Origin of the sequence: Pistricoccus aurantiacus, assembly GCF_007954585.1 — a bacterium.
Classification (GTDB): domain Bacteria; phylum Pseudomonadota; class Gammaproteobacteria; order Pseudomonadales; family Halomonadaceae; genus Pistricoccus; species Pistricoccus aurantiacus.
Genome location: NZ_CP042382.1, coordinates 1,459,680 through 1,480,358, shown reverse-complemented (window position 1 = coordinate 1,480,358; position 20,679 = coordinate 1,459,680). Strand labels below are relative to the sequence as shown.

The window sequence follows — 20,679 nt, the reverse complement described above, 5'->3', positions numbered from 1 at the left end:
CATTGACAACGCCAATGAAACTGGTAGTATACGCCCACGTTGATGCGGGGTGGAGCAGTCTGGTAGCTCGTCGGGCTCATAACCCGAAGGTCATCGGTTCAAATCCGGTCCCCGCTACCAAATTTAGAACGGCGCCTTTTGAGGCGTCGTTTTGCTTGGGCGGTCGATAAACCCGAGGTCACCGGTTCCCTCTTTGTCTCAACATCAGCGATCCCTGCTACCAAATTTAAGAGAGGCTGGTCAGTAGCTTACTGACCTGCCTCTTTTTTATTGCATGCAAGAAAAGCAGCTTGTGACACTTCAGTGCCAACTTCACGAACTTGGTCTCGATGGTCGCTCACGCTCGACGACCTTCAGGCGGTAATTGTTACAGTCCACTTTCGGACTTCGTCTCCTCCGTAATTTTCAGAAGTCGACTGCACCAGTTGGCTAGTGGCAGCGCCTGTTGTGCGGGCGGCTCCTGCGGCAAAATCTCCCAGAAGATGCCTAAGCGCAGAACGAACAGAATGCCTGTCAGGGCGTGGCGGTTGGAGCCGTCCGCCGCGCGGCTTCGGTGGTGACAGCAATAATGGACCAGGGCTCATCGAATAGGATCTTTTTAGCCATACCAAAAATCTAGGAATGGCTGAGGCTGTTTTCAAGGTTTTGAAAGGCACTGTTAGCGATATCAACTCGGGTAATTTTCATGGGGTATTCAGGTAGAGCCGCCCTTTTATTTCCAGTGTGGCGCATTAGCGCCGGTATAGGACGGGGCGGACTCCATTCCATTGCTTATGCCTGCCGTAAACATTGACAGGCATCTTGCCCTCAACTTCACTCTAAAAGCACTATGACAAAACCACGCTGAGATGCGGATAGGGGGCGTCGTGAAGATACGCAAAATCCTGATCGACGCCAGTTTCTTGCTGCTGGTCGTTGCAATTCCAGCCGGTGCGCAGACGACGCTGACCATTGCCACGGTCGACAATCCTGATATGGAGCGGATGCAGAGGCTATCTGACAGCTTCGTTTCTGATAATCCGGACATCGAGCTGGAGTGGGTGGTTCTCGATGAGAACATGCTGCGCCAACGGGTAGTCACCGATATCGCCACCGGGGGCGGACGGTTTGACATCGTCACGATCGGTCTCTACGAAGCACCGATCTGGGCAGAACGGGGATGGCTGTCGCCTCTCGATACCCTATCCGCCGACTACGAAATCGACGATCTCCTGTCGCCGATCAGGAATGCCCTGACGTTCGACGGGGAGCTTTACGCGGCGCCGTTCTACGGTGAATCGTCGTTCACGATGTATCGGACCGACCTGTTCGAGAATGCCGACCTCGAAATGCCCGACGCGCCCACCTGGGACTTCATTCGGACGGCTGCCTCCACGATCAGCGAACAGAACGACGACGTTTACGGCATCTGCCTGCGGGGCAAGCCGGGATGGGGCGAAAACATCGCTCTGATCACGGCCATGGCGGTATCCTATGGCGCGCGCTGGTTCGACATGAACTGGAAGCCCCAGTTCGATAGCGAGGCCTGGGGCAGCACGGTCAACGACTACGTCAAGCTGATGTCGGACTTCGGACCCCCGGACGCTGCCTCGAAGGACTATTCCGATATGCTCGCTCTCTTCCAGGAGGGCAAATGTGCGATCTGGATCGATGCGACGGTCGCGGCATCGGCCATTAGCGATCCCGAAGCATCGACTGTCGCTGACAAGGTCGGGTTCGCGCTAGCGCCGGATCGGGGCCTTGGCAAGCGGAGCAACTGGCTTTGGGCTTGGGCACTGGCAGTATCCAAGGGCTCGGAGCATTTGGAAGCCGCCAAGAACTTCGTGGCCTGGGCCACCTCACGACAATACGCCGAAACGGTCGCCGAGAAGGTGGGTTGGGCGAACGTTCCGCCTGGCACCCGCAAATCCCTTTACGAGAATTCTGATTATCTCGACGCCGCACCGTTTGCCGGGATGGTGCTGTCGTCGATCGAGTCGGCGGATACTGCCCATCCGACGGTGGAGGAGGTTCCCTACTCCGGGATTCAGTATGTCGCGATCCCGGAATTCCCGGCTATGGCGACGGCGGTGGGCACCCAGTTCTCCCAGGCGCTTTCGGGTGAAATCTCTACCGGCGAAGCGCTGAAAAATGCGCAATGGGTCACGGGCAAGGTGATCGAACGCGCACGCTTCATAACAGACAAATAACGTGCGAGTGAACAGCGATGACCGATGTTGGACGCACGATTGCCGGCATCTTGCGATAAGGGATGGAAGAACAGTAACCGGGAGGATGATATGACCGATACAGCCGGTGAACATACCCAATCAATATCGGAAATGGACGACGAACTACTACCGGTTCCAGAGCACCGAACGCACGGCCCAAGTCACTTTCTCGGCCTCTATGGTGCCGAACACGTTGCTGCTACGGAATTCGTCATTGGCGCCGCCTTCGTGGCCATGGGCGCGACAATCCACGACATCTTGCTCGGGCTGCTCATCGGCAATACGCTTGCCGTGCTGAGCTTCTGGCTCATCACTGCGCCGATCGCGGTCAAGACGAGGTTGAGCCTCTACACTTATCTCGATAAAAACATGGGGGAAAAGTTTTCGCGGCTCTACAACGGCGCAAACGTACTCATCTTCGTGGCCATTTCCGCCGCCATGATCACCGTATCGGCGACAGCGGTTCGGGTACTTTTCGATATTCCTCCCCAGATCTATCCCTATCCCAGCAACGCCTACTTCGCGCTCATTGCCGCTTCGGCAAGCGTGATCGCTGTGCTTGTGGCCTATTACGGTTTCAAAGTGGTGGCCGAATTTGCCACCATATGCACACCCTGGCTAATGGTGATGTTCACGGCCGGCGGCATGGTGTTGATCCCTGCGTTAAACGAAACGCTGACCGGTTACACGACGCTTGCAAGTTTCTCGGATTTCGTGAATTTGGCGGGAGCGACCGTGTTTACCGGCATCAATGCTGAAGGGGAACCCGGGATCGGATTGTTGGAAGTGATCGGCTTCGCCTGGGCAGCGAACACCTTTGCGCATTTCGGTCTCGTCGACATGGCGCTGCTGCGTTACGCCAAGAAACCGATCTACGGCCTTTGTACCGCAACCGGTATGATGTTCGGCCACTACATCGCCTGGATTTCAGCGGCACTGATGGGGGCGGCGACGGCGTCGATCATGAAATTAAGTGTCGCTGTTGTTTCGCCCGGGGATGTTGCCTACTACGCGCTTGGCGCCACCGGTTTTGTGATTGTCATCATCGCAGGATGGACAACGGCCAACCCCAACCTCTATCGCGCCGGTCTTGCAGCCCAGGCCGTATTCCCGAACGTCGCACGCCAAAAGGTAACGCTTGTCGTCGGGGCCGTGGTCGTGATCGGAAGCTGTTTCCCGTTCATCTACCGCAGCATCCTGCCAATTCTTGCCTACGCGGGACTTGTTCTTGTACCCATCGGCGGTATCGTTTTCGCTGAGCAACACATCTTCCCCCGCATGGGCATGAAAACCAACTGGCACCGGCTCAAGGGCGTCAAGGACAACATGCCGGCGCTGATCACCTGGGGTATCTGTCTTGTGTTCGGCTTTGGGTTGAACTTCACCAACCTCATACCGTTCGTCTATCTCTTCCTGCCGACCTGGGTCATTTCCATCGTCTGCTACACCATCCTGGCCAAGCGAGCCGGTGCCGACAAAAGCTACCCCGAGGCCGAGAAGCGCGAGGCCGACTTCCATCGACGGGTCGAGGAATACCACGCCGAACTGGCGCGGACGGAGAGCTATGAGCACGTCAAGGACACTTCGATGCTGACCAAGGGCATCCGCGCGATCTGGATCGTTATCGGGCTTCTGGTGCCGGCGGTACTGGCGTGGCGCGTGCTCTTCAATAGCCCGGACCTCTACGAATACTACGTGAACCGCGAAGTCTTCTACGACATCACTATTTGGTGCACCCTCATCTACTTCGTGTTTGCCTGGTGGGATCTGCAGCGATCGAAAGCGTTGCGGCGGGCAAGCGCGACCACCGGCTCGGCAGCACCCGTAGAGTGAAGCGAAGTACCGAGACAGGCTATCCGAAGCGAGGAAACGAATTCGAACATCTCAACATCGATCAGATCAATCTCTTCCAGAACCACTTTGTAAAGATAAGGTAGGGAGTCGGATTCTACGGTATGGATGCGTGGACACGGGGCCTAGACAAAAATCTATGGTCACCCCCGCTTTTGCAATGCTGAGATGTGATGAGTGGTTGGCTTGCTTAAATCTATCCGGCGTCTCGATGGGGCATGGCCCCGCGCCTCGATGAGAGTCGCGCCTGGCGATCCTGAAAAACCCGGCGGCTTCAATCAGCCGATTTTTGTGACAGGCTCTTCGCCAGGCCGCTTGGCCGTTCACATCATCATGTTTCAGCTATCGCAAAACCAGAAAAGGGTGAATAAAACAATCAGAACCTGACGCTTCAAGCCGTCATCACACGCGGTCCTGCATTGAACGCCGAATGCCGGGTCGCGATGGCCCAGGCAATTCGAGCAAACTTGTTGGCCAGCGCACAGACCACCACATTCGAGTGGCGGCGCAAGCGCAAGGCACGCACCCACTCGGCAAGCGGGCCCTGCTGGTGGTCCAGCCGCTGCAGGTAAACCCTGGCGCACTGGACCAGCAGTCGTCGTAGATGCTTGTCGCCGCGTTTGCTGATCCCCAGGAGGTGGGATCTTCCTCCCGTGCTGTATTGCCGTGGCACCAGGCCGACGGAAGCCGCGAAGTCGCGACTGCATCGGTACTGTTTGCCGTCCCCCATTTCAGCGGTCAGGACACTGGCCGTCATGGGCCCCACACACGGGATGGTCAGCAAACGGCTACCCAACTCGTCTGCGGCAAGCTGGTCGGTGATCTCCCGATCCAGCTCCTTGATCCGGTCGTCCAGGTAGCAGAAGTGGGCATGCAGCCGCATCAGCAGCACCAGCAACCGATGAGACAGCTCACGGTCCGCCAAGGTATCCGGCAGGCGACGCATGAGCGCGACCCCCTTGGGCAGGCTGATGCCAAACTCCAGCAGGAAACCATGTGCCTGATTGGCGGTTTTTGTCCGGTCCCGCACCAGGGAATCCCGCATACGATGCAGAACCGACAGGGTTTGCTGGGTCTCGGTTTTCGGCGTGACGAACCGCATGGAGGGGCGACAGGCCGCCTCGCAGATCGCTTCGGCATCGATGAAGTCGTTCTTGTTGCCCTTGACGAAGGGGCGCACGAACTGCGGAGAGATCAGCCGAGCCTCATGTCCCATGGCGACCAGCTGCCGTGCCAGATAATGGGCGCCGGCACAGGCTTCCATCACGACGGTGCAGGCCGGCAGGTTACCCAGCCATCGCATCATCTGTTGGCGCGTCGCCTTCTTGCGGAACACTTCCCGACCCGCAGCATCCTGGCCGTGCAAGTGAAATGAGTGCTTACCGAGATCGATACCCACGAGAGTGGCAGTTGTCATGACGATGGCCTCCTGAACAGAACACCCTACGAAGCGTAGTGCTCGCAGGGTGCGGGGGTGACCATCTCATTAACCCGCCGAATGACGGGCCAGGCAACGGCACGGATTATCTAGCAGTACAGCGGCGCGATGGCACTTCAGCGATGATAGATGGAGATGGCGTCCAGCAGCAGGCTGTAGCCCACTGCCATCTCCGTGGGCGTGAAGAGCCCTGAGCGCAGCCCGCCAAGGATGATTAACGAGGCGAACAAGGCAGCCTGATAGAAGCTTTCCTTGAGCGGTGGATGAATGCGGCTTTGAGGATAGTGTGTTATTGGCAGCACTGCTAGATAATACGTCGCCCATCACATCGGGCCGATCAGGAAAGTCTCGTCGTTGACCTGGTTAAAAATGTTTTGCGTTAGGATGAAGCTCAAGGCCTGTATTGAATCGACCAGCTGAGTTCCAACGGCTTGTCCAGGGTCATGTCGCCGGTTTCGCAGGTTATCAGGGTAGCGAAGGGGCCGACGGGAGATTGGTACGGCAGCTTGCCGTCGACCTTGTGGATTTCACAGGAATCGAGACCGCTGACGGTGAATTCCGTCACCTCGCCATTATCGAAGGTCACGGCGTTGCCTTCCAGCGTGGCATCTTCCGAGAAGCTGGCGAACTCCAGTTCTACGTTATCCACCTCGAGCGCTTCGCCAGGACGATAGGTGTCGGTGCGAGTGATCTTGCCCCGGGACAGCACGTATTTTGTCTCGACGCTCAGACGGTCATCCTCGATCGGGCGACTCTTGCCGAGCCGGTCGAGTTCTTCCTGATGGTAGGTCACCGTGAAGCTGTCGCCATCTCTTGTCGTCTCGATATCGCGGATAAAGGCCGCGGCTATCAGCTCGTCGCCATCCGCCAGGGTGAAACGGGGCAGCAGCTGGGGATAGTCTTCGTCCGGGGTGCCTTCGAGCATGCCGTTGGCGAAAGGAATGGGAAAATAGGGGTTGTTCATGTGCTGGGATTTACCGCCGTTGATCAGCGGCAGGCTGATAATGTGATTCCCGTCTCGGTAAGTCACCAGCGCCCGATCGTACTCACCCCTAGAAAACCAGGTGAGCGTGCTTTTCGGCAGCGTCTCGAGCCAGGCGTCGAAGCTCTCCGATGGCACCTCGTCTTCATAGCCGATGTCGTTCCATAGATTGGCGGTATAAATCAATTGATGAGACAAGCTGAAGTTCTCGCCGAGGATACGATGCTTGCCGCGATAGTCGTCGGTCTTGCGCCCCTTGTCCCACAGGTTGACGGATTTCATGCCTTCGTCGTACCAGAAATCCACGTAGCGCTGGGTGGCTCTAGCCGCAAAGGCGTAGGCCATGTCCTTTTCCTCCGGCGTCAACACGTCAAGATAAGCCGCCGCGGACAGCACTTCGAGAAAGGCGGTATCGCCATAGGCGCCGATACTGCGTCCGTAGCTGAAGCCGTAGCCATCCTGATTCAGCCTTACCAGTACCACATCGACGGCGTTGCGTAGCCATTCCTTCATCTGCGGAGTCACTTCCATACCCGTCTCGATAAAACGCTGGCATATCTCACCTATCAAAAGAACGCTGTAACGATCGAAACGTCCTTCGCCCTCGGTTTCATCGGAGAAGCCGTATTCGCCGGAATATTGCCTGTAGTGATCCATCATCTTGCTCAGCAGTTTCTCACTGCCGGATTTATCCTCCCAGCCCAGCAGATGGCGCAGCCTGGCAATGGAAAAGGCCACGCCGTAATAGTTTGTCGGCAAGTCGAGCAGCGAATAATCCTCCTGGTCGACAAACTGGCGCCAGTCGGTCTTTTTCTTGAGCTTCTCGAGGGTGTCGGGGGTGACCGCACGCTCGAGCAGCCCCGCTTCCCGCAGGCGATTGAGGGCGGACACATAATAATAGATGCCCCAGGTTTCGTTGCGATCATCGATCGTCATGTCGGCTATTTGGCGATAGCCTTCGAGATAGCGATCGAATTCTGGACTGTCTTCAGGCGTATTCAGCAGCAGATAACTCAGTCCTATGGCGATCTTTCCAGGAAGGAATTTATCTTCCCCGTGGAATGCCTGAACGCCATCAAGGGCAATAGCCTCCTTTTCCGCCAGCAGCTTCTCGAAAAAGAAATCCAGCTTGGGCAGAATTTCTCTGTCGATTGTCTGATTGACCGGAGCATACGCCATCGTATGTTTCTCTCCAGATTTTTCCACTTCAGCGGTAGAAGCCGCTTGTGTATCCGCTCCAGCTACTGCGTGCATGCAAAACGCTGCCATAGCTAGTGTAACGACTGATGTGATATGTCTTTTCATTAGGCCTTTCGACGTTTCCTGGGGTTTCCGTTCGGCCCACCTTGAATATGCCGGGCATCAGCCGCATCTTGAATCAAAATCCCCAAATTTCAAGGTAGCTTCATGGCAATCATCGACCCCAGCGGCGATCCGCTCAACACGCAGCGCGGCAGCACGACTTCTTCAACCGCACCGGATCCGGCGACTTATATCGTCGACATGGACATGAACAACTTCCAGCAGATACTGGAAGGTTCGATGCAGACGCCGGTGGTGCTCGATTGCTGGGCGCCCTGGTGCGAGCCTTGCAAGAATCTGATGCCGGTGCTCGAGAAACTGGCCAGGGAATATCAGGGCGCCTTCGTGCTGGCCAAGCTCAATATCGAGGAGAATCAGCAGATCGCCGCTCAGCTCGGCATCCGTTCCGTGCCGGATGTCAAGCTGATCATGCAGGGTCAGCTTTATGACGAGTTTCAGGGGGCGCTGCCGGAAGGTCAGATTCGCCAGTGGCTTGGAAAATACATCCAAGCGCCTGAAGACGCGCCGCCAAGCCCGGAGGAACAGGCCCGGGCCGCGTTGGACGCGGGTGACCCTGCCACCGCGCGTACGATCTACGAGCAGCTGTCCCAGGCAAATCCTGAGCATTACGACTACCGGATCGATCTGGCTGGCGCCCTGCTGGCGGAAGGCAACCCGGACCGCGCCAGTGCGATTCTTGATGGCTTGCCCCCGGAACATCGCGACGCTCCCAAAGCCCGTGGGGTGCGCGCTCGCCTGGCGTTCGGCGAGGAAGCGCCGGATGCGGAGGAACTCGCGGCGCTGGCAGGACGCGATGATAGCGAGGCACGCTACAAGCTTGCCCTGCGAAAGGTTGCCGACGGTGACTACGAAGCGGGTCTCGAGGCCTTGCTGGACCTGCTGAAAACGGATCGAAGCTACGGCGACGACCTGTCCCGCAAGACCCTGCTACGGGTCTTCGATGCTCTGGGCGCGGATCATCCGCTGACCGTTACCTATCGCCGTCGCATGTTCACCCTGCTGTATTGAGTAGAACATCCAGGCGGTCCAGGGCCTCGTTCAACTGGTCCGGCGTCGTGCCGAAGTTCAATCGCACAAAGCCGGGCCAGCCAAAATCTGCGCCGTCGGAAAGCGCGACCCGAGCTTCTTCCAGCAAAATCTTTTGCGGATTCTTTCCCAGCCCCGCCCGACGCAGGTCGAGCCAGGCGAGATAGGTCGACTCAGGCGGGTGCATTTCGACCCCAGGCCAGCACGAGACCGCCTCGACCAGCCGCGCTCGATTCTTCCGCAGCGTTTCCAACAGTTCCTGGCGCCAGGATTCGCCTTGCCCATAGGCGGCTTCCGCTGCTACCAGCCCCAGCACATTGGTTTCCGGCATCAGTCCACGACATTTGGCGGCAAATCGCGCGCGCAGCTTGTCATCGGAAATCACTGCGCAGGCGGTGGTCAGACCCGCCAGATTGAAGGTCTTGGAAGGTGCCCAGAGAGTCACCAGACGCGAGGCCAGCGCCGGGAACATGGCTGCAAGCGGTCGGTGTCGCGCGTCTTCTTCCAATAACAGATCGCAGTGCAGTTCATCGGATACCAGCAGCAGATCGTGACGGCAGACCAGTTCCGCCAGCCCTGCGAGTTCCTGTTCGTCCCAGATGCGCCCGGTAGGATTATGCGGATGACACCATAGCAACAGGCGGGTGGCCGGCGTGATAGCCTCTCCCAGCGCTTCCAGATCGAGCCGCCAGGGTGCGCCGGAGGTAATTGGCGCCGCCAGGGAAGCGGTTTGCTTGAGGCGGCCGGTGTTGTCGGCAACCTTGAGAAACGGCGGATAGATCGGCGTCACCGTCAGTACGCCCTCGCCTGGCTCCGTCAGCGCCAGGCTGGCGATATGCAGCGCCGGCACCACCCCGGGCAGCCATAGCTGCCAGTCCGGCTCGATATTCCAGGCATAATGCTTGAGACTCCAGGCGCACAGCGTGTCGCGTAGCGAATTCGGGACGCCGCCGTAGCCAAAGACACCGTGTTCAGTGCGATCATGAAGAACTTTCATTACCGCGGGGGGGGAGACAAAATCCATGTCCGCGACCCAAAGGGGCAGCACGTCAGGTGTATAGCGGCCCCACTTCATGGAAGGCCATTCCGGCGTCTGGCCCTGCGCCCGGGGATGTCGACGCTCGATGGGCGTGGCAAAATCATGCTGCATGGCACTTCCTTATGGTCAATTCGAGTGGTGGCTCCTTGAACATGCCTGAAAGTTTTTTCTATGCCAAGGCGATGCGTGGCGCGTCGCGACTGATCGAGCACTGGCTTTCCATCGGTCAGGCCTCGCCGGATCGCCTTGCGATGATCCTGGCGGATACCGCGCGGCTGGCCAATCTCGGCGACGTCAAGAAAACCCCGCATGGCGACGAGTTGAAACACTGGAGCCACGACAAGCAGCCTCCTTTGTGGGCGGCACGCACGGCGCTGTTTCTGCTGATACAGATGCCCCGGCGCCCCCTGCCACGGGATGATCTCGAGGCCTGTGCCTGGGCGTATTGCTGGCTACGTAACCAGCGCTTCGATTCTTTCGACCAGGCTCGCGCGGCGCTTCCCGCCCATCTCGTCGACAGCCTGACGCAAGCCTTGAAGGAGGCTTGGGCGGACAGACGGCGTCAGCGACTGCTTTAGCCTTGGCGAGTCTTGACCAACGATTGGCCAGAGGTAATGCTGACAGGATTAATGATAAGGAGGTTCACGATGTTCACGAAGACTATGGAAATCGGTTTCTATGACACGGATGCCTTGGGCCATGTCAACAACACCCGGCTGCCGACCTGGTTCGAACTGGCCCGCAACGACCTGTTTCGACTGTTCACTCCGGATCTCGATCCCGCCAAGTGGCAGCTGATCCTGGCCCGTTACGACGTCGAGTTCATGGCAGAGCTATTCTATGGCAAGCCGGTGGAAATTCGCACCTACCTGACTCACCTGGGCAACAGCTCCTTTACCGTGACTCAGGAAGCCCGGCAAGAAAGTCGGCTGGTGGCCAGAGGCAATACCGTATTGGTGCATTACGATCATCGGGAAAGACGCACCCTGCGCATCGAAGGCGAACTGCGGGAAGCCTTGAACGCCCACCTTCAGGAAAAAGCCGAAGCATGACGCCGGCGATTCATGCCCTGAAAGCCGCGGCGGTCAGCTATCGACTCGAGGAGTATGATCATGCGCCGGGCAACCGAGATTATGGCGAGGAAGCCGCGGAGGCGTTAGGGCTTTCCACGGCGGAGGTGTTCAAGACGCTGCTGGGCAAACTCGACGATCGGCAGCTGGTGGTGGCCATTGTCCCGGTCAGTTGCCGGCTCGATCTCAAGGCCTTGGCCCGGGCTGGCGGAGCCAAGAAGGCCAGGCTGGCGGATCCCCAGGAAGCCCAGCGCGCCACCGGCTACGTGCTCGGCGGCATCAGCCCCTTGGGTCAGAAGCACAAGCTCGCCACCTTTCTTGATAGCAGCGCGGAATCGCTGGGCGAAATTCACGTCAGCGGCGGACGACGCGGGCTGGAAGTCGCTCTGTCCCCCACTGATCTTCTGGCGCTGACCCAAGGGCGCTTCGCCGCGCTGCAGAGTCGTTGAATTCATCGCGCTGAGACAATTGCCTCGGGACGCTGTCGAAAACGTGTTATTCGATAAAAAAACCGACACAAGGAAAGCGCACGTGATCCGTTACAATCTATGGCTGGATCCCGAGAACAAGGCTCAGCATCGCGCCGTCGAGGCGGATCTTGAACGCTACTTCATCGACCGCTTCGCCGATTACCCGCACATCCGCTTGTTCGGCGCGGATCCCTACGACTACGACTCGCCCTTCAACCGCCTCTACGAAGCGCTGATTGTCCGTGCCGATGACTATTGCCAGCGCCAGTGGTGCTATGTTCCCACTCCGATACAGCTCAATCAGGCATTCTTTCGTGCCGTGGGACGCTCCAACAAGTTCTTGCGAGATGGCTAAATGGTGATTTGCCCCGATATACCGCCAGACGAGCGCCAACTCACGATCATCGCCGATCAGCTCGGCCGCTCCCCTCGCGGCATCCAGGCGCTCGGCGCCACGGATGGCGAAGGCACGCCGCTGGTGTTGCGCATGAATCCCATCGTCGACGGCAAACCCTTCCCCACGCTGTTCTGGCTGTGTTCCGAGCGGCTCAAGGTGGTGCTTTCTCGACTCGAGGCCCAAGGCATCATCAAGGGGCTGGAGGCGCGTCTCCAGCAGGAGCCGGCGTTTCTGGCCGCCTATCATGCGAGTCACGAAGACTACGTTGCCAAGCGCTGGCAATACATGACGCCTTTGCAGCGTAGTGAGGTCGAACGCCTTGGCTACACGAATATCTTGCGCGAACGAGGCATCGGCGGTATCGCCAACTGGGATCAGGTGCGCTGTCTGCATACCCAGTACGCCCACCATTTATGCGGCCATAATGTTATCGGCCAATGGCTGGACGAGGAGTACGGCGTCATGGACGACTTGCCCTGACCCCCTTCGCTTCTATGGTGTATCTCATCATCAAGCAAAAAATCATCCAACCAAGGAGAAAACATGGCAACTATCTGCGTGTACCTGGGCTCACGAGAGGGCAAGGTTTCCGCCTTTCGTCAGGCTGCGGAAGCGCTCGGCCTCGCCATGACGCAACGGGGCCACACGCTGGTCTACGGAGGGGCGCGAGTCGGCTTGATGGGCGCCTTGGCGGATAGTGTCATGCAGGCCGGTGGCAGGGCTATCGGCATCATTCCTCATCAGCTCGTCGAGCGGGAGCAGGCGCATCTCGGGCTGCATGAACTGATACGAGTGGCCAACATGCACGAGCGAAAATCACTCATGGAAAAGCATGCGGATGCGTTTATTGCCCTGCCCGGCGGCATCGGCACCTTGGAGGAGCTTTTTGAAACCTGGACCTGGCAGTATCTTGGCCTGCACGACAAGCCGATAGGAGTGCTTGACAGCCAGGGCTTTTACACTCCGCTACTGAGCTTTCTCGATCAGGTCGTCGAACAGGGCTTTCTTGATGCTCCTACACGCCGGGAACTGATCGCCGCCCCATCGCCGGAGGCGTTGCTTGATGCCATAGAGGCGCGGCTTTCGACGAAGTGATATTTCAAGGACGGGGGAACTTAGCATGCACGCGATTATCTTGAACGATCAAACGCTGGAGTGGCGCGAACAGCCATCGCTTGGAGACCCGGGTCCCGGGAAGCTGAAGATCCACGTCGTCTGGGCCGGGGTGAACCATGCCGACCTGGGCCAACGCGCCGGCAACTATCCGCCTCCGCCGGGAGAATCCGACATCATGGGGCTTGAGGTCAGCGGCACCGTTAGCCAGGTCGGTTCGAACGTGGAGCGGTTTCGGGTGGGCGATCGGGTCTGCGCCCTGCTTGCCGGGGGCGGCTACGCGGAAGAGGTGATCGTGTCCGAGCGGCAGGTGTTGCCGGTTCCCGAAGGGATCAGCCTGCGAGACGCGGCGGCGATACCGGAAGTCTTCGCCACCGCCTGGCTGAATCTTTTCATGGAAGGCGGTTTGTCATCCGGGGAGCGCGTGCTGGTCCATGCAGGTGCCAGCGGCGTCGGCACTGCGGCTATCCAACTCTGCAATGCCTTCGAGCATTCGTGTTTCGTCACCGTAGGCAGCGATGCCAAGATCGATTTCTGCATGAAGCTAGGTGCTTCCACGGGCTGGAACCGCCATCAAGGCAGCTTTGTCGAAGCGGTCAAGGCATTCGGTGGCGCCGATCTGATTCTCGATCCGGTGGGAGGAAGCTATCTCGGCGATAACCAGCGAGTGCTGAACGCCGATGGTCGTCTGATCATCATCGGGTTGCTGGGAGGCAGAAGCGCCGAACTTGATTTAGGGCGCCTGCTGATGAAACGTCAGCGTATCATCGGGTCGACCCTACGGAGCCAGTCCTCCACAGCCAAGGGCGCCATCCTGGACGCGCTTTACGAGCATGCCTGGCCTCGCTTCGAAAGCGGTGAAATCATACCCTTGATCGATCGCACCTGGCCGATCCGGCAGGTCGAAGACGCCATGCAATACCTGGAAGACAACGACGGCATCGGCAAGGTGCTGCTATGTATCGACGACGAACTCAATGATTGACGGTCGCCTGGGGCAGCGCTTCTTGAGTAGCCGCGTCGAGCTGACGGTCCGCCAGTTTTTGCCAGTGTTCGGCGCGCTGCGCATCCACCGCCAGCCCCAGCGAACCGGCGCGATAGGCTTTCGCCAAACGATCCGCGGCCAAGGGATGTCCCGCTTCTCCGGCTCGCGCATACCAGGTCACCGCGTGGTCTTCACGCCGCGGGTATTGCGCGCAACCGTGCTCATAGATCCAGCCAGCCTGATACTGAGCACGCATATCGCCATTATGCGCAGCTTCCACAACGTAGCGAGCGCCGCGCGCCTTGTCCTGAGGGCTGGAGCCACGATGGAACAGCATGTGACCATAGGTCGATAATGCGCCGACATGGCCTGCCTTGGCGCAACGCTGAAATAGCCGCATGGTCAAACGCTGGGTTCGCGGAGAGCGCGGCAGCCAGCGATGATGAAATAGCTGCTCCGCCAGACGATATTCAAGCCTTGTGAACAGAGAAGATGCCTGTTGCATGGCAAACGCCCTCAATCCTGTATGCTGAGAAAATGACATCAAGCGACTGCTTCTTGACATCACCGTCGACGCAACGTTGCGTATCGCCCACCGTTCATTGTCTGCGATATTGTGCTGCACTGCAATACAAACGATGGGCCGGCTAGCATACGCCTACCTTTGTCATGACTCAACCCCTGCCATGATCCACTAGCAAAGTACGATTCTTCTCAGTAAACCACGACGTTTTATCGGCAATGAGAAGAACAGCCTATCGACTCATCCCTTGTTCGGCGCCGGCTCGACGTTGGTATACAATGATGCGCCGACACTCATTGCCTCACGGAGCCCAATATGCTGAGTATTCTTTCTCCGGCAAAGACACTGGATTTTGCTACGCCTTCCACTACGGAGAAATACTCGCTTCCGGATCATCTTGAGCGAAGCCGGCAGTTGGTCGATATCCTGCGCGACTTTTCGCCGACAGATCTTTCCCGACTGATGGGTGTCAGCGACAAGCTTGCGGGGCTCAATGCGGCCCGCTACGCAGAATGGGGCACGCCTTTTACACCGGATAACGCCAAACAGGCGGCACAAGCCTTTCAAGGAGATGTTTATGTGGGGCTGGAGGCGGATACTTTCGACGAACAAGACAATGCCTTTGCCCAGAGCCATTTACGCATTCTTTCCGGACTTTATGGCCTGTTGCGGCCGCTGGATCTGATTCAGCCCTATCGTCTGGAAATGGGCACACGGCTGCCTAATCCTGCCGGCAAGGACCTCTACGCTTTCTGGAAAGATACCTTGACCGACGCCTTGAGCCAGGCCATCGTCGATAGCGGCAGTGCGGTGCTGATCAACCTGGCGTCTCAGGAATATTTCAAGGCAATCGACACAAACAGGCTCGATGCCCGGATCATTACGCCAATCTTCAAGGACGAGAAGAACGGCCAGTACAAGATCATCAGCTTCTATGCAAAGAAGGCGCGAGGTCTGATGAGCGCCTGGATGATTCGTCAGCGGCTCGACGACCCACAGATGCTCAAAGATTTCGACGTGGCAGGCTATCGCTTCAATGCCGCCATGTCCCAGGACGACAGTCCAACCTTTATCCGCAGCGGAAGCGAACGCTGATTGACCTTGTAAGATCACTATCCTTAAACGAAGCGCAGCGGCCTTGCGGAGCGCTTCTTGAGGAATTGACGATGCGCCTGCTTGAAACGCTCGTTGTCGCAGCGCTCTAGCCATTCATAGGCCACCATATCCGCAGTCACCGGTACACCGCCCGCGGCCTGCACTCTTGCCATGGCAAGCTTTGCTTCATCCTGGCGACGGCTCGCCGTAGCTTCCACCAGCCAATAGACTTCATAGCCCGCTTCCAGCAGGCTGAGTGCCGTCTGCATCACGCAGATATGCGCTTCAGTACCGCAGATCACCACCTGGCGACGCTCCAGCGCCGCCAAGGCCTCGGCAAAATCTGTTTCATCATGAGCGCCGAAATGCGATTTCTGCCACAGCCGAGCGTTCGGCAAGGCTTCGATCAAGCGCGGCTCGGTACCGCCCAGCCCCTGAGGGTACTGCTCTGTTAACCACACCGGCACGTCCAGGGTCTGGGCCAGGCTGCCTAACCAGATGGCCTCGTTTACCGCTTGATCGCTGCCGTCTATCACCGGCAGTAGCGCTTTCTGCAAGTCCACGATCAAGAACAGGCTATGGGAACATTTAATACGCATGAGGAGTCTCTTTGTCAGGTATTTGGAACGACGATGAAGCCCACGGATTCAGCATAGCCTCACAAGCAGGTATGCTTGCAGGGTATCCCCTTATCCATCTCGGAGATTGACACGACAATGCGCAACTTTTTCGCCGTGCTGCTGGTGGGCTTGATGAGCTTCGGCCTCGCCGTCGACCATGCGGATGCAAGACGCATGGGCGGGGGTAAAAGCTTCGGCTCCTATTCCCGCTCCGCCAAGAGCGACAACGCCGCTCCCAATCGTACCGCCAGTAACGCCCAGACTCAGCGAAAGCCGTCAAGTGGACTGTCACGCTTTGCAGGGCCTTTCGCCGGCTTGTTGGCGGGCGGGCTTCTGGCCTCGCTGTTTTTCGGCGGCGCCTTCGACGGCATACGCTTCCTGGACATTCTGCTGGTTGCAGGGATTGCCTTTCTGGTGTTCCGATTTATCGCGAGGCGGCGACAAGCTACTGCCGGGGGACCAAGCCAGCGGCGCGAACAGGCTACCCCCGCGGCAGTCTTCCGGGGGTCTTCCAGCGGCGCTGACAGCCAGCCTGCAGCCTGCAGCCCGCAACCGGAGTGGTTTGACAAGGAGCGTTTTCTTGGAGGTGCCAAGGAGCACTTCATGACGCTTCAGCGAGCCTGGGACAATAATGACTTCAAGGAGATTCAGGAGTATGTCACTCCGGAGCTTTATAATTTATTGAGAGAGGAGCGCGCCGCCCAGCCTGCCAACAATCGCACCGAAATTTTGAGGCTATTTGCCGAGCTAGGAGATATCAGGGAGCATGACAGTCAGGCCGAAGCTACGGTTATCTTCCACGGGGTTCTCGATGAGAATGGCGAGCAGAACGAATTCAACGAAACCTGGCACCTGATTCGTGAATTACGTGAGGACGCTCCTTGGTACGTACAGGGAATCGAGCAAAACCCTGGCGCCTAAAGAAGACGGTGTCCGATACCGGGCTAGCGCCATAACAACCCAATCAGGCCGGGCGATTGCCCGGCCTGATTGTGTAGCAGTCATGGAAATGGATCAGTTTTGAGCGTCCTCCGCGGACTCTTCCACGTTATCGCCCATCTCCTCCATGCTGTCTCCAGCATCGTCTACAGCCTCGTCAACATTTTCACCGGCTTGTTCTGCAGGTCCTTCATTGTCACAGGCGGCAACACCACCCAACATCAAAGCCATCAATAGCGCGATGCCTAACTTGCGTAACAGGCTTGCATTCATCGGTGCCTCCTTTTGAGATCAGTGAACCGCGTAATTTAGCTATTCCACAATAGCGAGACTTCTATTGTTTCACCAGCACGGATTGACAAGCTTTTGTACCAAACGGTAACAGATAACCAGCGACTAAACGCAAGCACCCCCAGCCATTGCTGGCTGGGGGTGGGGAGAGGGGCCTGACGATGACCTACTCTCGCATGGGGAGACCCCACACTACCATCGGCGCTGGGCGGTTTCACGGCTGAGTTCGGCATGGATTCAGGTGGGACCCGCTCGCTGTGGTCGTCAGGCAAAACGGCGATGACCGGCGTCATCACACAATGCCATCATGCTGACGCTACGCTCGCGTATCCGGCGGGTCGGTCACCCAGACCCCTTGGGGTTATATGGTCAAGCCTCACGGACCATTAGTACGCGTTAGCTCAACACCTTGCGGTGCGTCCACAGCGCGCCTATCGACCTCGTCGTCTTCGAGGGTCCTTCAGGAGACTTGCGTCTCGGGGAGATCTCATCTTGAAGGGGGCTTCCCGCTTAGATGCTTTCAGCGGTTATCCCGTCCGCACATAGCTACCGGGCAGTGCCATTGGCATGACAACCCGAACACCAGCGGTGCGTCCACTCCGGTCCTCTCGTACTAGGAGCAGCGCTTCTCAAATCTCCAACGCCCACGGCAGATAGGGACCGAACTGTCTCACGACGTTCTAAACCCAGCTCGCGTACCACTTTAAATGGCGAACAGCCATACCCTTGGGACCGACTTCAGCCCCAGGATGTGATGAGCCGACATCGAGGTGCCAAACACCGCCGTCGATGTGAACTCTTGGGCGGTATCAGCCTGTTATCCCCGGAGTACCTTTTATCCGTTGAGCGATGGCCCTTCCATACAGAACCACCGGATCACTAGAACCGTCTTTCGACCCTGCTCGACCTGTCCGTCTCGCAGTCAAGCACCCTTATGCTCTTGCACTCAGTGCACGATTTCCAACCGTGCTGAGGGTACCTTCGTGCTCCTCCGTTACCCTTTAGGAGGAGACCGCCCCAGTCAAACTACCCACCACACACTGTCCTCGACCCGGATGACGGGCCTGAGTTAGAACGCCAATGATGCCAGGCTGGTATTTCAAGGGCGGCTCCCCGGCAACTGGCGTCACCGGTTCCAAGCCTCCCAGCTATCCTACACAAGCAACATCGGCGTCCCGTGTGAAGCTATAGTAAAGGTTCACGGGGTCTTTCCGTCTAGCCGCGGGTACACCGCATCTTCACGGCGATTTCAATTTCACTGAGTCTCGGGTGGAGACAGCGTGGCCATCATTACGCCATTCGTGCAGGTCGGAACTTACCCGACAAGGAATTTCGCTACCTTAGGACCGTTATAGTTACGGCCGCCGTTTACCGGGGCTTCGATCAAACGCTTCGCGTGAGCTAACGTCATCACTTAACCTTCCGGCACCGGGCAGGCGTCACACCCTATACGTCCGCTTGCGCGTTGGCAGAGTGCTGTGTTTTTAATAAACAGTTGCAGCCACCTGGTATCTTCGACCGCTCTGGGCTAAACCCGCAAGGGGCGTCACCTGACAGCGGCGTGCCTTCTCCCGAAGTTACGGCACCATTTTGCCTAGTTCCTTCACCCGAGTTCTCTCAAGCGCCTGAGGATTCTCACCCTGACCACCTGTGTCGGTTTGGGGTACGGTCTCATGACATCTGAAGCTTAGAGGCTTTTCCTGGAAGCGTGGCATCAATGACTTCCGGACCGAGGTCCGTTCGTTTCGTGTCTCGGCCTTGAGACGACGGATTTGCCTGTCGTCTCGGCCTACGCACTTTCACCAGGACCACCAACGCCTGGCTCACCTAGCCTTCTTCGTCCCCCCATCGCAATGTCCTGAGGTACGGGAATATTGACCCGTTTCCCATCGGCTACGCGTTTCCGCCTCGCCTTAGGGGCCGACTCACTCTGCTCCGATTAGCGTCGAACAGAAACCCTTGGTCTTCCGGCGGGGATGGTTTTCACATCCCTTATCGTTACTCATGTCAGCATTCGCACTCGTGATACCTCCAGCCAGCCTCTCGACTGACCTTCACCGGCGTACACGACGCTCCTCTACCGCGAATCCCTATTCGAAAACAAGGACTCACCCGTAGCTTCGGTAGCTGGTTTAGCCCCGTTACATCTTCCGCGCAGGCCGACTCGACTAGTGAGCTATTACGCTTTCTTTCAAGGATGGCTGCTTCTAAGCCAACCTCCTAGCTGTCTTCGCCTTCCCACCTCGTTTCCCACTTAACCAGCATTTGGGGACCTTAGCTGACGGTCTGGGTTGTTGCCCTTTTCACAACGGACGTTAGCACCCGCTGTGTGTCTCCCACGCGTCACTCACCGGTATTCGGAGTTTGCCTCGGGTTGGTAAGTCGGGATGACCCCCTAGCCGAAACAGTGCTCTACCCCCGGTGGTGCTACGTGAGGCGCTACCTAAATAGCTTTCGAGGAGAACCAGCTATCTCCGGGCTTGATTAGCCTTTCACTCCGATCCACAAGTCATCCCAGCATTTTTCAACATACTTGGGTTCGGGCCTCCAGTTGATGTTACTCAACCTTCACCCTGCTCATGGATAGATCGCCCGGTTTCGGGTCTATTCCCAGCAACTCGTCGCCCTGTTAAGACTCGGTTTCCCTACGCCTCCCCTACCCGGTTAAGCTCGCTACTGAGAATAAGTCGCTGACCCATTATACAAAAGGTACGCAGTCACACGAAAAACGTGCTCCCACTGCTTGTACGCATACGGTTTCAGGATCTATTTCACTCCCCTCACTGGGGTTCTTTTCGCCTTTCCCTCACGGTACTGGTTCACTATCGGTCAGCCAGGAGTATTTAGCCTTGGAGGATGGTCCCCCCGTCTTCAGTCAAGGTTTCACGTGCCCCGACCTACTCGTTTTCACGTGATCGGATTTTCGACTACGGGGCTATCACCCGCTACGGCGGCGCTTCCCAACGCCTTCGTCTAATCCGTCACACGCTTAAGGGCTAGTCCCCGGTCGCTCGCCGCTACTGGGGGAATCTCGGTTGATTTCTGTTCCTCGGGGTACTGAGATGTTTCAGTTCCCCCGGTTCGCCTCCTTTCCCTATGGATTCAGAAAAGGATACTTCGCTTACACGAAGTGGGTTGCCCCATTCAGACATGCCCGGGTCACAGGTTGGTTGCCACCTCACCGAGCCTTTTCGCAGGCTTCCACGTCTTTCATCGCCTCTGGCTGCCTAGGCATCCACCGTATGCGCTTCATCGCTTGACCATATAACCCGAAGGGGTCTCACCCATCGGTGGGTCGCGATGACAC

Annotated in this window: 19 protein-coding genes, 1 tRNA gene, 2 rRNA genes and 1 pseudogene; 13 read left to right on the top strand and 10 right to left on the bottom strand. The window is 57.7% G+C overall.

Features of this window, described 5'->3' with window-relative positions; genetic code table 11:
- Positions 1–43 precede the first annotated feature (43 nt).
- Positions 44–120: transfer RNA gene (locus FGL86_RS07155), tRNA-Met, on the top strand.
- A 337-nt stretch (positions 121–457) separates the two neighbouring features.
- Here the strand turns inward: FGL86_RS07155 and FGL86_RS18395 are convergent.
- Positions 458–584, bottom strand: a pseudogene (locus tag FGL86_RS18395) (IS5/IS1182 family transposase); the annotation flags it as partial.
- A 282-nt stretch (positions 585–866) separates the two neighbouring features.
- Here FGL86_RS18395 and FGL86_RS07145 point away from each other — a divergent pair.
- Positions 867–2,189, top strand: a complete 1,323-nt coding sequence (locus tag FGL86_RS07145; protein WP_246131755.1) for an ABC transporter substrate-binding protein — start codon at positions 867–869, stop codon at positions 2,187–2,189.
- Positions 2,190–2,279: 90 nt separating this feature from the next.
- Positions 2,280–4,043 (top strand): purine-cytosine permease family protein, encoded by a 1,764-nt coding sequence (locus tag FGL86_RS07140; RefSeq protein ID WP_147183927.1) that lies wholly within the window; start codon positions 2,280–2,282, stop codon positions 4,041–4,043.
- Between the two features lie 409 nt (positions 4,044–4,452).
- On the opposite strand, the gene FGL86_RS07135 is transcribed toward FGL86_RS07140, so the two are convergent.
- From FGL86_RS07135 to FGL86_RS07125, 3 genes are all read right to left on the bottom strand, one after another.
- A complete protein-coding gene (locus FGL86_RS07135) occupies positions 4,453–5,478 on the bottom strand; it encodes an IS110 family RNA-guided transposase (RefSeq protein ID WP_147183926.1) in 1,026 nt (341 codons plus the stop codon).
- A gap of 137 nt (positions 5,479–5,615) precedes the next feature.
- Positions 5,616–5,801 carry a hypothetical protein gene (locus FGL86_RS07130; RefSeq protein WP_147183925.1) on the bottom strand — a complete coding sequence of 62 codons (186 nt, stop codon included), beginning with the start codon at positions 5,799–5,801 and terminating at the stop codon, positions 5,616–5,618.
- A gap of 89 nt (positions 5,802–5,890) precedes the next feature.
- The gene (locus FGL86_RS07125) at positions 5,891–7,660 is read right to left on the bottom strand and encodes a hypothetical protein (protein ID WP_246131754.1); all 1,770 of its coding nucleotides are present in this window, start codon (positions 7,658–7,660) and stop codon (positions 5,891–5,893) included.
- A gap of 228 nt (positions 7,661–7,888) precedes the next feature.
- Between FGL86_RS07125 and FGL86_RS07120 the strand changes: the two genes are divergently transcribed.
- Positions 7,889–8,812, top strand: coding sequence for a thioredoxin family protein (locus FGL86_RS07120; protein ID WP_147183923.1), 924 nt, complete (start codon positions 7,889–7,891; stop codon positions 8,810–8,812).
- Here the strand turns inward: FGL86_RS07120 and FGL86_RS07115 are convergent.
- Positions 8,796–9,980 (bottom strand): MalY/PatB family protein, encoded by a 1,185-nt coding sequence (locus tag FGL86_RS07115; protein WP_147183922.1) that lies wholly within the window; start codon positions 9,978–9,980, stop codon positions 8,796–8,798. The two genes, FGL86_RS07120 and FGL86_RS07115, sit on opposite strands and share 17 nt — an antisense overlap.
- Positions 9,981–10,021: 41 nt before the next feature.
- On the opposite strand from FGL86_RS07115, the gene FGL86_RS07110 reads away from it, so the two are divergent.
- From FGL86_RS07110 to FGL86_RS07080, 7 genes are all read left to right on the top strand, one after another.
- The gene (locus tag FGL86_RS07110; RefSeq protein ID WP_147183921.1) at positions 10,022–10,447 is read left to right on the top strand and encodes a hypothetical protein; all 426 of its coding nucleotides are present in this window, start codon (positions 10,022–10,024) and stop codon (positions 10,445–10,447) included.
- Positions 10,448–10,516: 69 nt separating this feature from the next.
- Positions 10,517–10,921 (top strand): acyl-CoA thioesterase, encoded by a 405-nt coding sequence (locus FGL86_RS07105; RefSeq protein WP_147183920.1) that lies wholly within the window; start codon positions 10,517–10,519, stop codon positions 10,919–10,921.
- Positions 10,918–11,388 carry a Cys-tRNA(Pro) deacylase gene (gene ybaK, locus FGL86_RS07100; RefSeq protein ID WP_147183919.1) on the top strand — a complete coding sequence of 157 codons (471 nt, stop codon included), beginning with the start codon at positions 10,918–10,920 and terminating at the stop codon, positions 11,386–11,388. The genes FGL86_RS07105 and ybaK overlap by 4 nt, the downstream gene beginning before the upstream one ends.
- A gap of 82 nt (positions 11,389–11,470) precedes the next feature.
- Complete coding sequence (locus FGL86_RS07095) at positions 11,471–11,764, top strand: hypothetical protein (RefSeq protein WP_147183918.1); 294 nt, start codon at positions 11,471–11,473, stop codon at positions 11,762–11,764.
- Positions 11,765–12,286 (top strand): DUF501 domain-containing protein, encoded by a 522-nt coding sequence (locus FGL86_RS07090; RefSeq protein ID WP_147183917.1) that lies wholly within the window; start codon positions 11,765–11,767, stop codon positions 12,284–12,286.
- Positions 12,287–12,349: 63 nt separating this feature from the next.
- A complete protein-coding gene (locus tag FGL86_RS07085) occupies positions 12,350–12,901 on the top strand; it encodes an LOG family protein (RefSeq protein ID WP_147183916.1) in 552 nt (183 codons plus the stop codon).
- Between the two features lie 25 nt (positions 12,902–12,926).
- On the top strand, positions 12,927–13,904 hold the full coding sequence (locus FGL86_RS07080) for an NAD(P)H-quinone oxidoreductase (RefSeq protein ID WP_147183915.1): 978 nt from the start codon (positions 12,927–12,929) through the stop codon (positions 13,902–13,904).
- Here the strand turns inward: FGL86_RS07080 and FGL86_RS07075 are convergent.
- Positions 13,894–14,409, bottom strand: a complete 516-nt coding sequence (locus tag FGL86_RS07075; protein WP_147183914.1) for a tetratricopeptide repeat protein — start codon at positions 14,407–14,409, stop codon at positions 13,894–13,896. The two genes, FGL86_RS07080 and FGL86_RS07075, sit on opposite strands and share 11 nt — an antisense overlap.
- Positions 14,410–14,742: 333 nt before the next feature.
- On the opposite strand from FGL86_RS07075, the gene yaaA reads away from it, so the two are divergent.
- Positions 14,743–15,522, top strand: coding sequence for a peroxide stress protein YaaA (yaaA, locus tag FGL86_RS07070; RefSeq protein WP_147183913.1), 780 nt, complete (start codon positions 14,743–14,745; stop codon positions 15,520–15,522).
- A gap of 23 nt (positions 15,523–15,545) precedes the next feature.
- On the opposite strand, the gene FGL86_RS07065 is transcribed toward yaaA, so the two are convergent.
- Positions 15,546–16,121: an isochorismatase family protein gene (locus FGL86_RS07065; RefSeq protein WP_147183912.1), complete on the bottom strand. Its 576-nt coding sequence runs from the start codon at positions 16,119–16,121 to the stop codon at positions 15,546–15,548.
- A 117-nt stretch (positions 16,122–16,238) separates the two neighbouring features.
- Between FGL86_RS07065 and FGL86_RS07060 the strand changes: the two genes are divergently transcribed.
- Complete coding sequence (locus tag FGL86_RS07060; protein WP_147183911.1) at positions 16,239–17,063, top strand: Tim44 domain-containing protein; 825 nt, start codon at positions 16,239–16,241, stop codon at positions 17,061–17,063.
- Positions 17,064–17,156: 93 nt separating this feature from the next.
- On the opposite strand, the gene FGL86_RS07055 is transcribed toward FGL86_RS07060, so the two are convergent.
- The 3 genes from FGL86_RS07055 to FGL86_RS07045 all read right to left on the bottom strand — a co-directional run bounded on the left by FGL86_RS07055 (position 17,157) and on the right by FGL86_RS07045 (position 20,634).
- Positions 17,157–17,354, bottom strand: coding sequence for a hypothetical protein (locus FGL86_RS07055; protein WP_147183910.1), 198 nt, complete (start codon positions 17,352–17,354; stop codon positions 17,157–17,159).
- Positions 17,355–17,525: 171 nt separating this feature from the next.
- A 5S ribosomal RNA gene (gene rrf, locus FGL86_RS07050) occupies positions 17,526–17,641 on the bottom strand.
- Between the two features lie 96 nt (positions 17,642–17,737).
- Positions 17,738–20,634, bottom strand: a 23S ribosomal RNA gene (locus tag FGL86_RS07045).
- Positions 20,635–20,679: the final 45 nt, after the last annotated feature.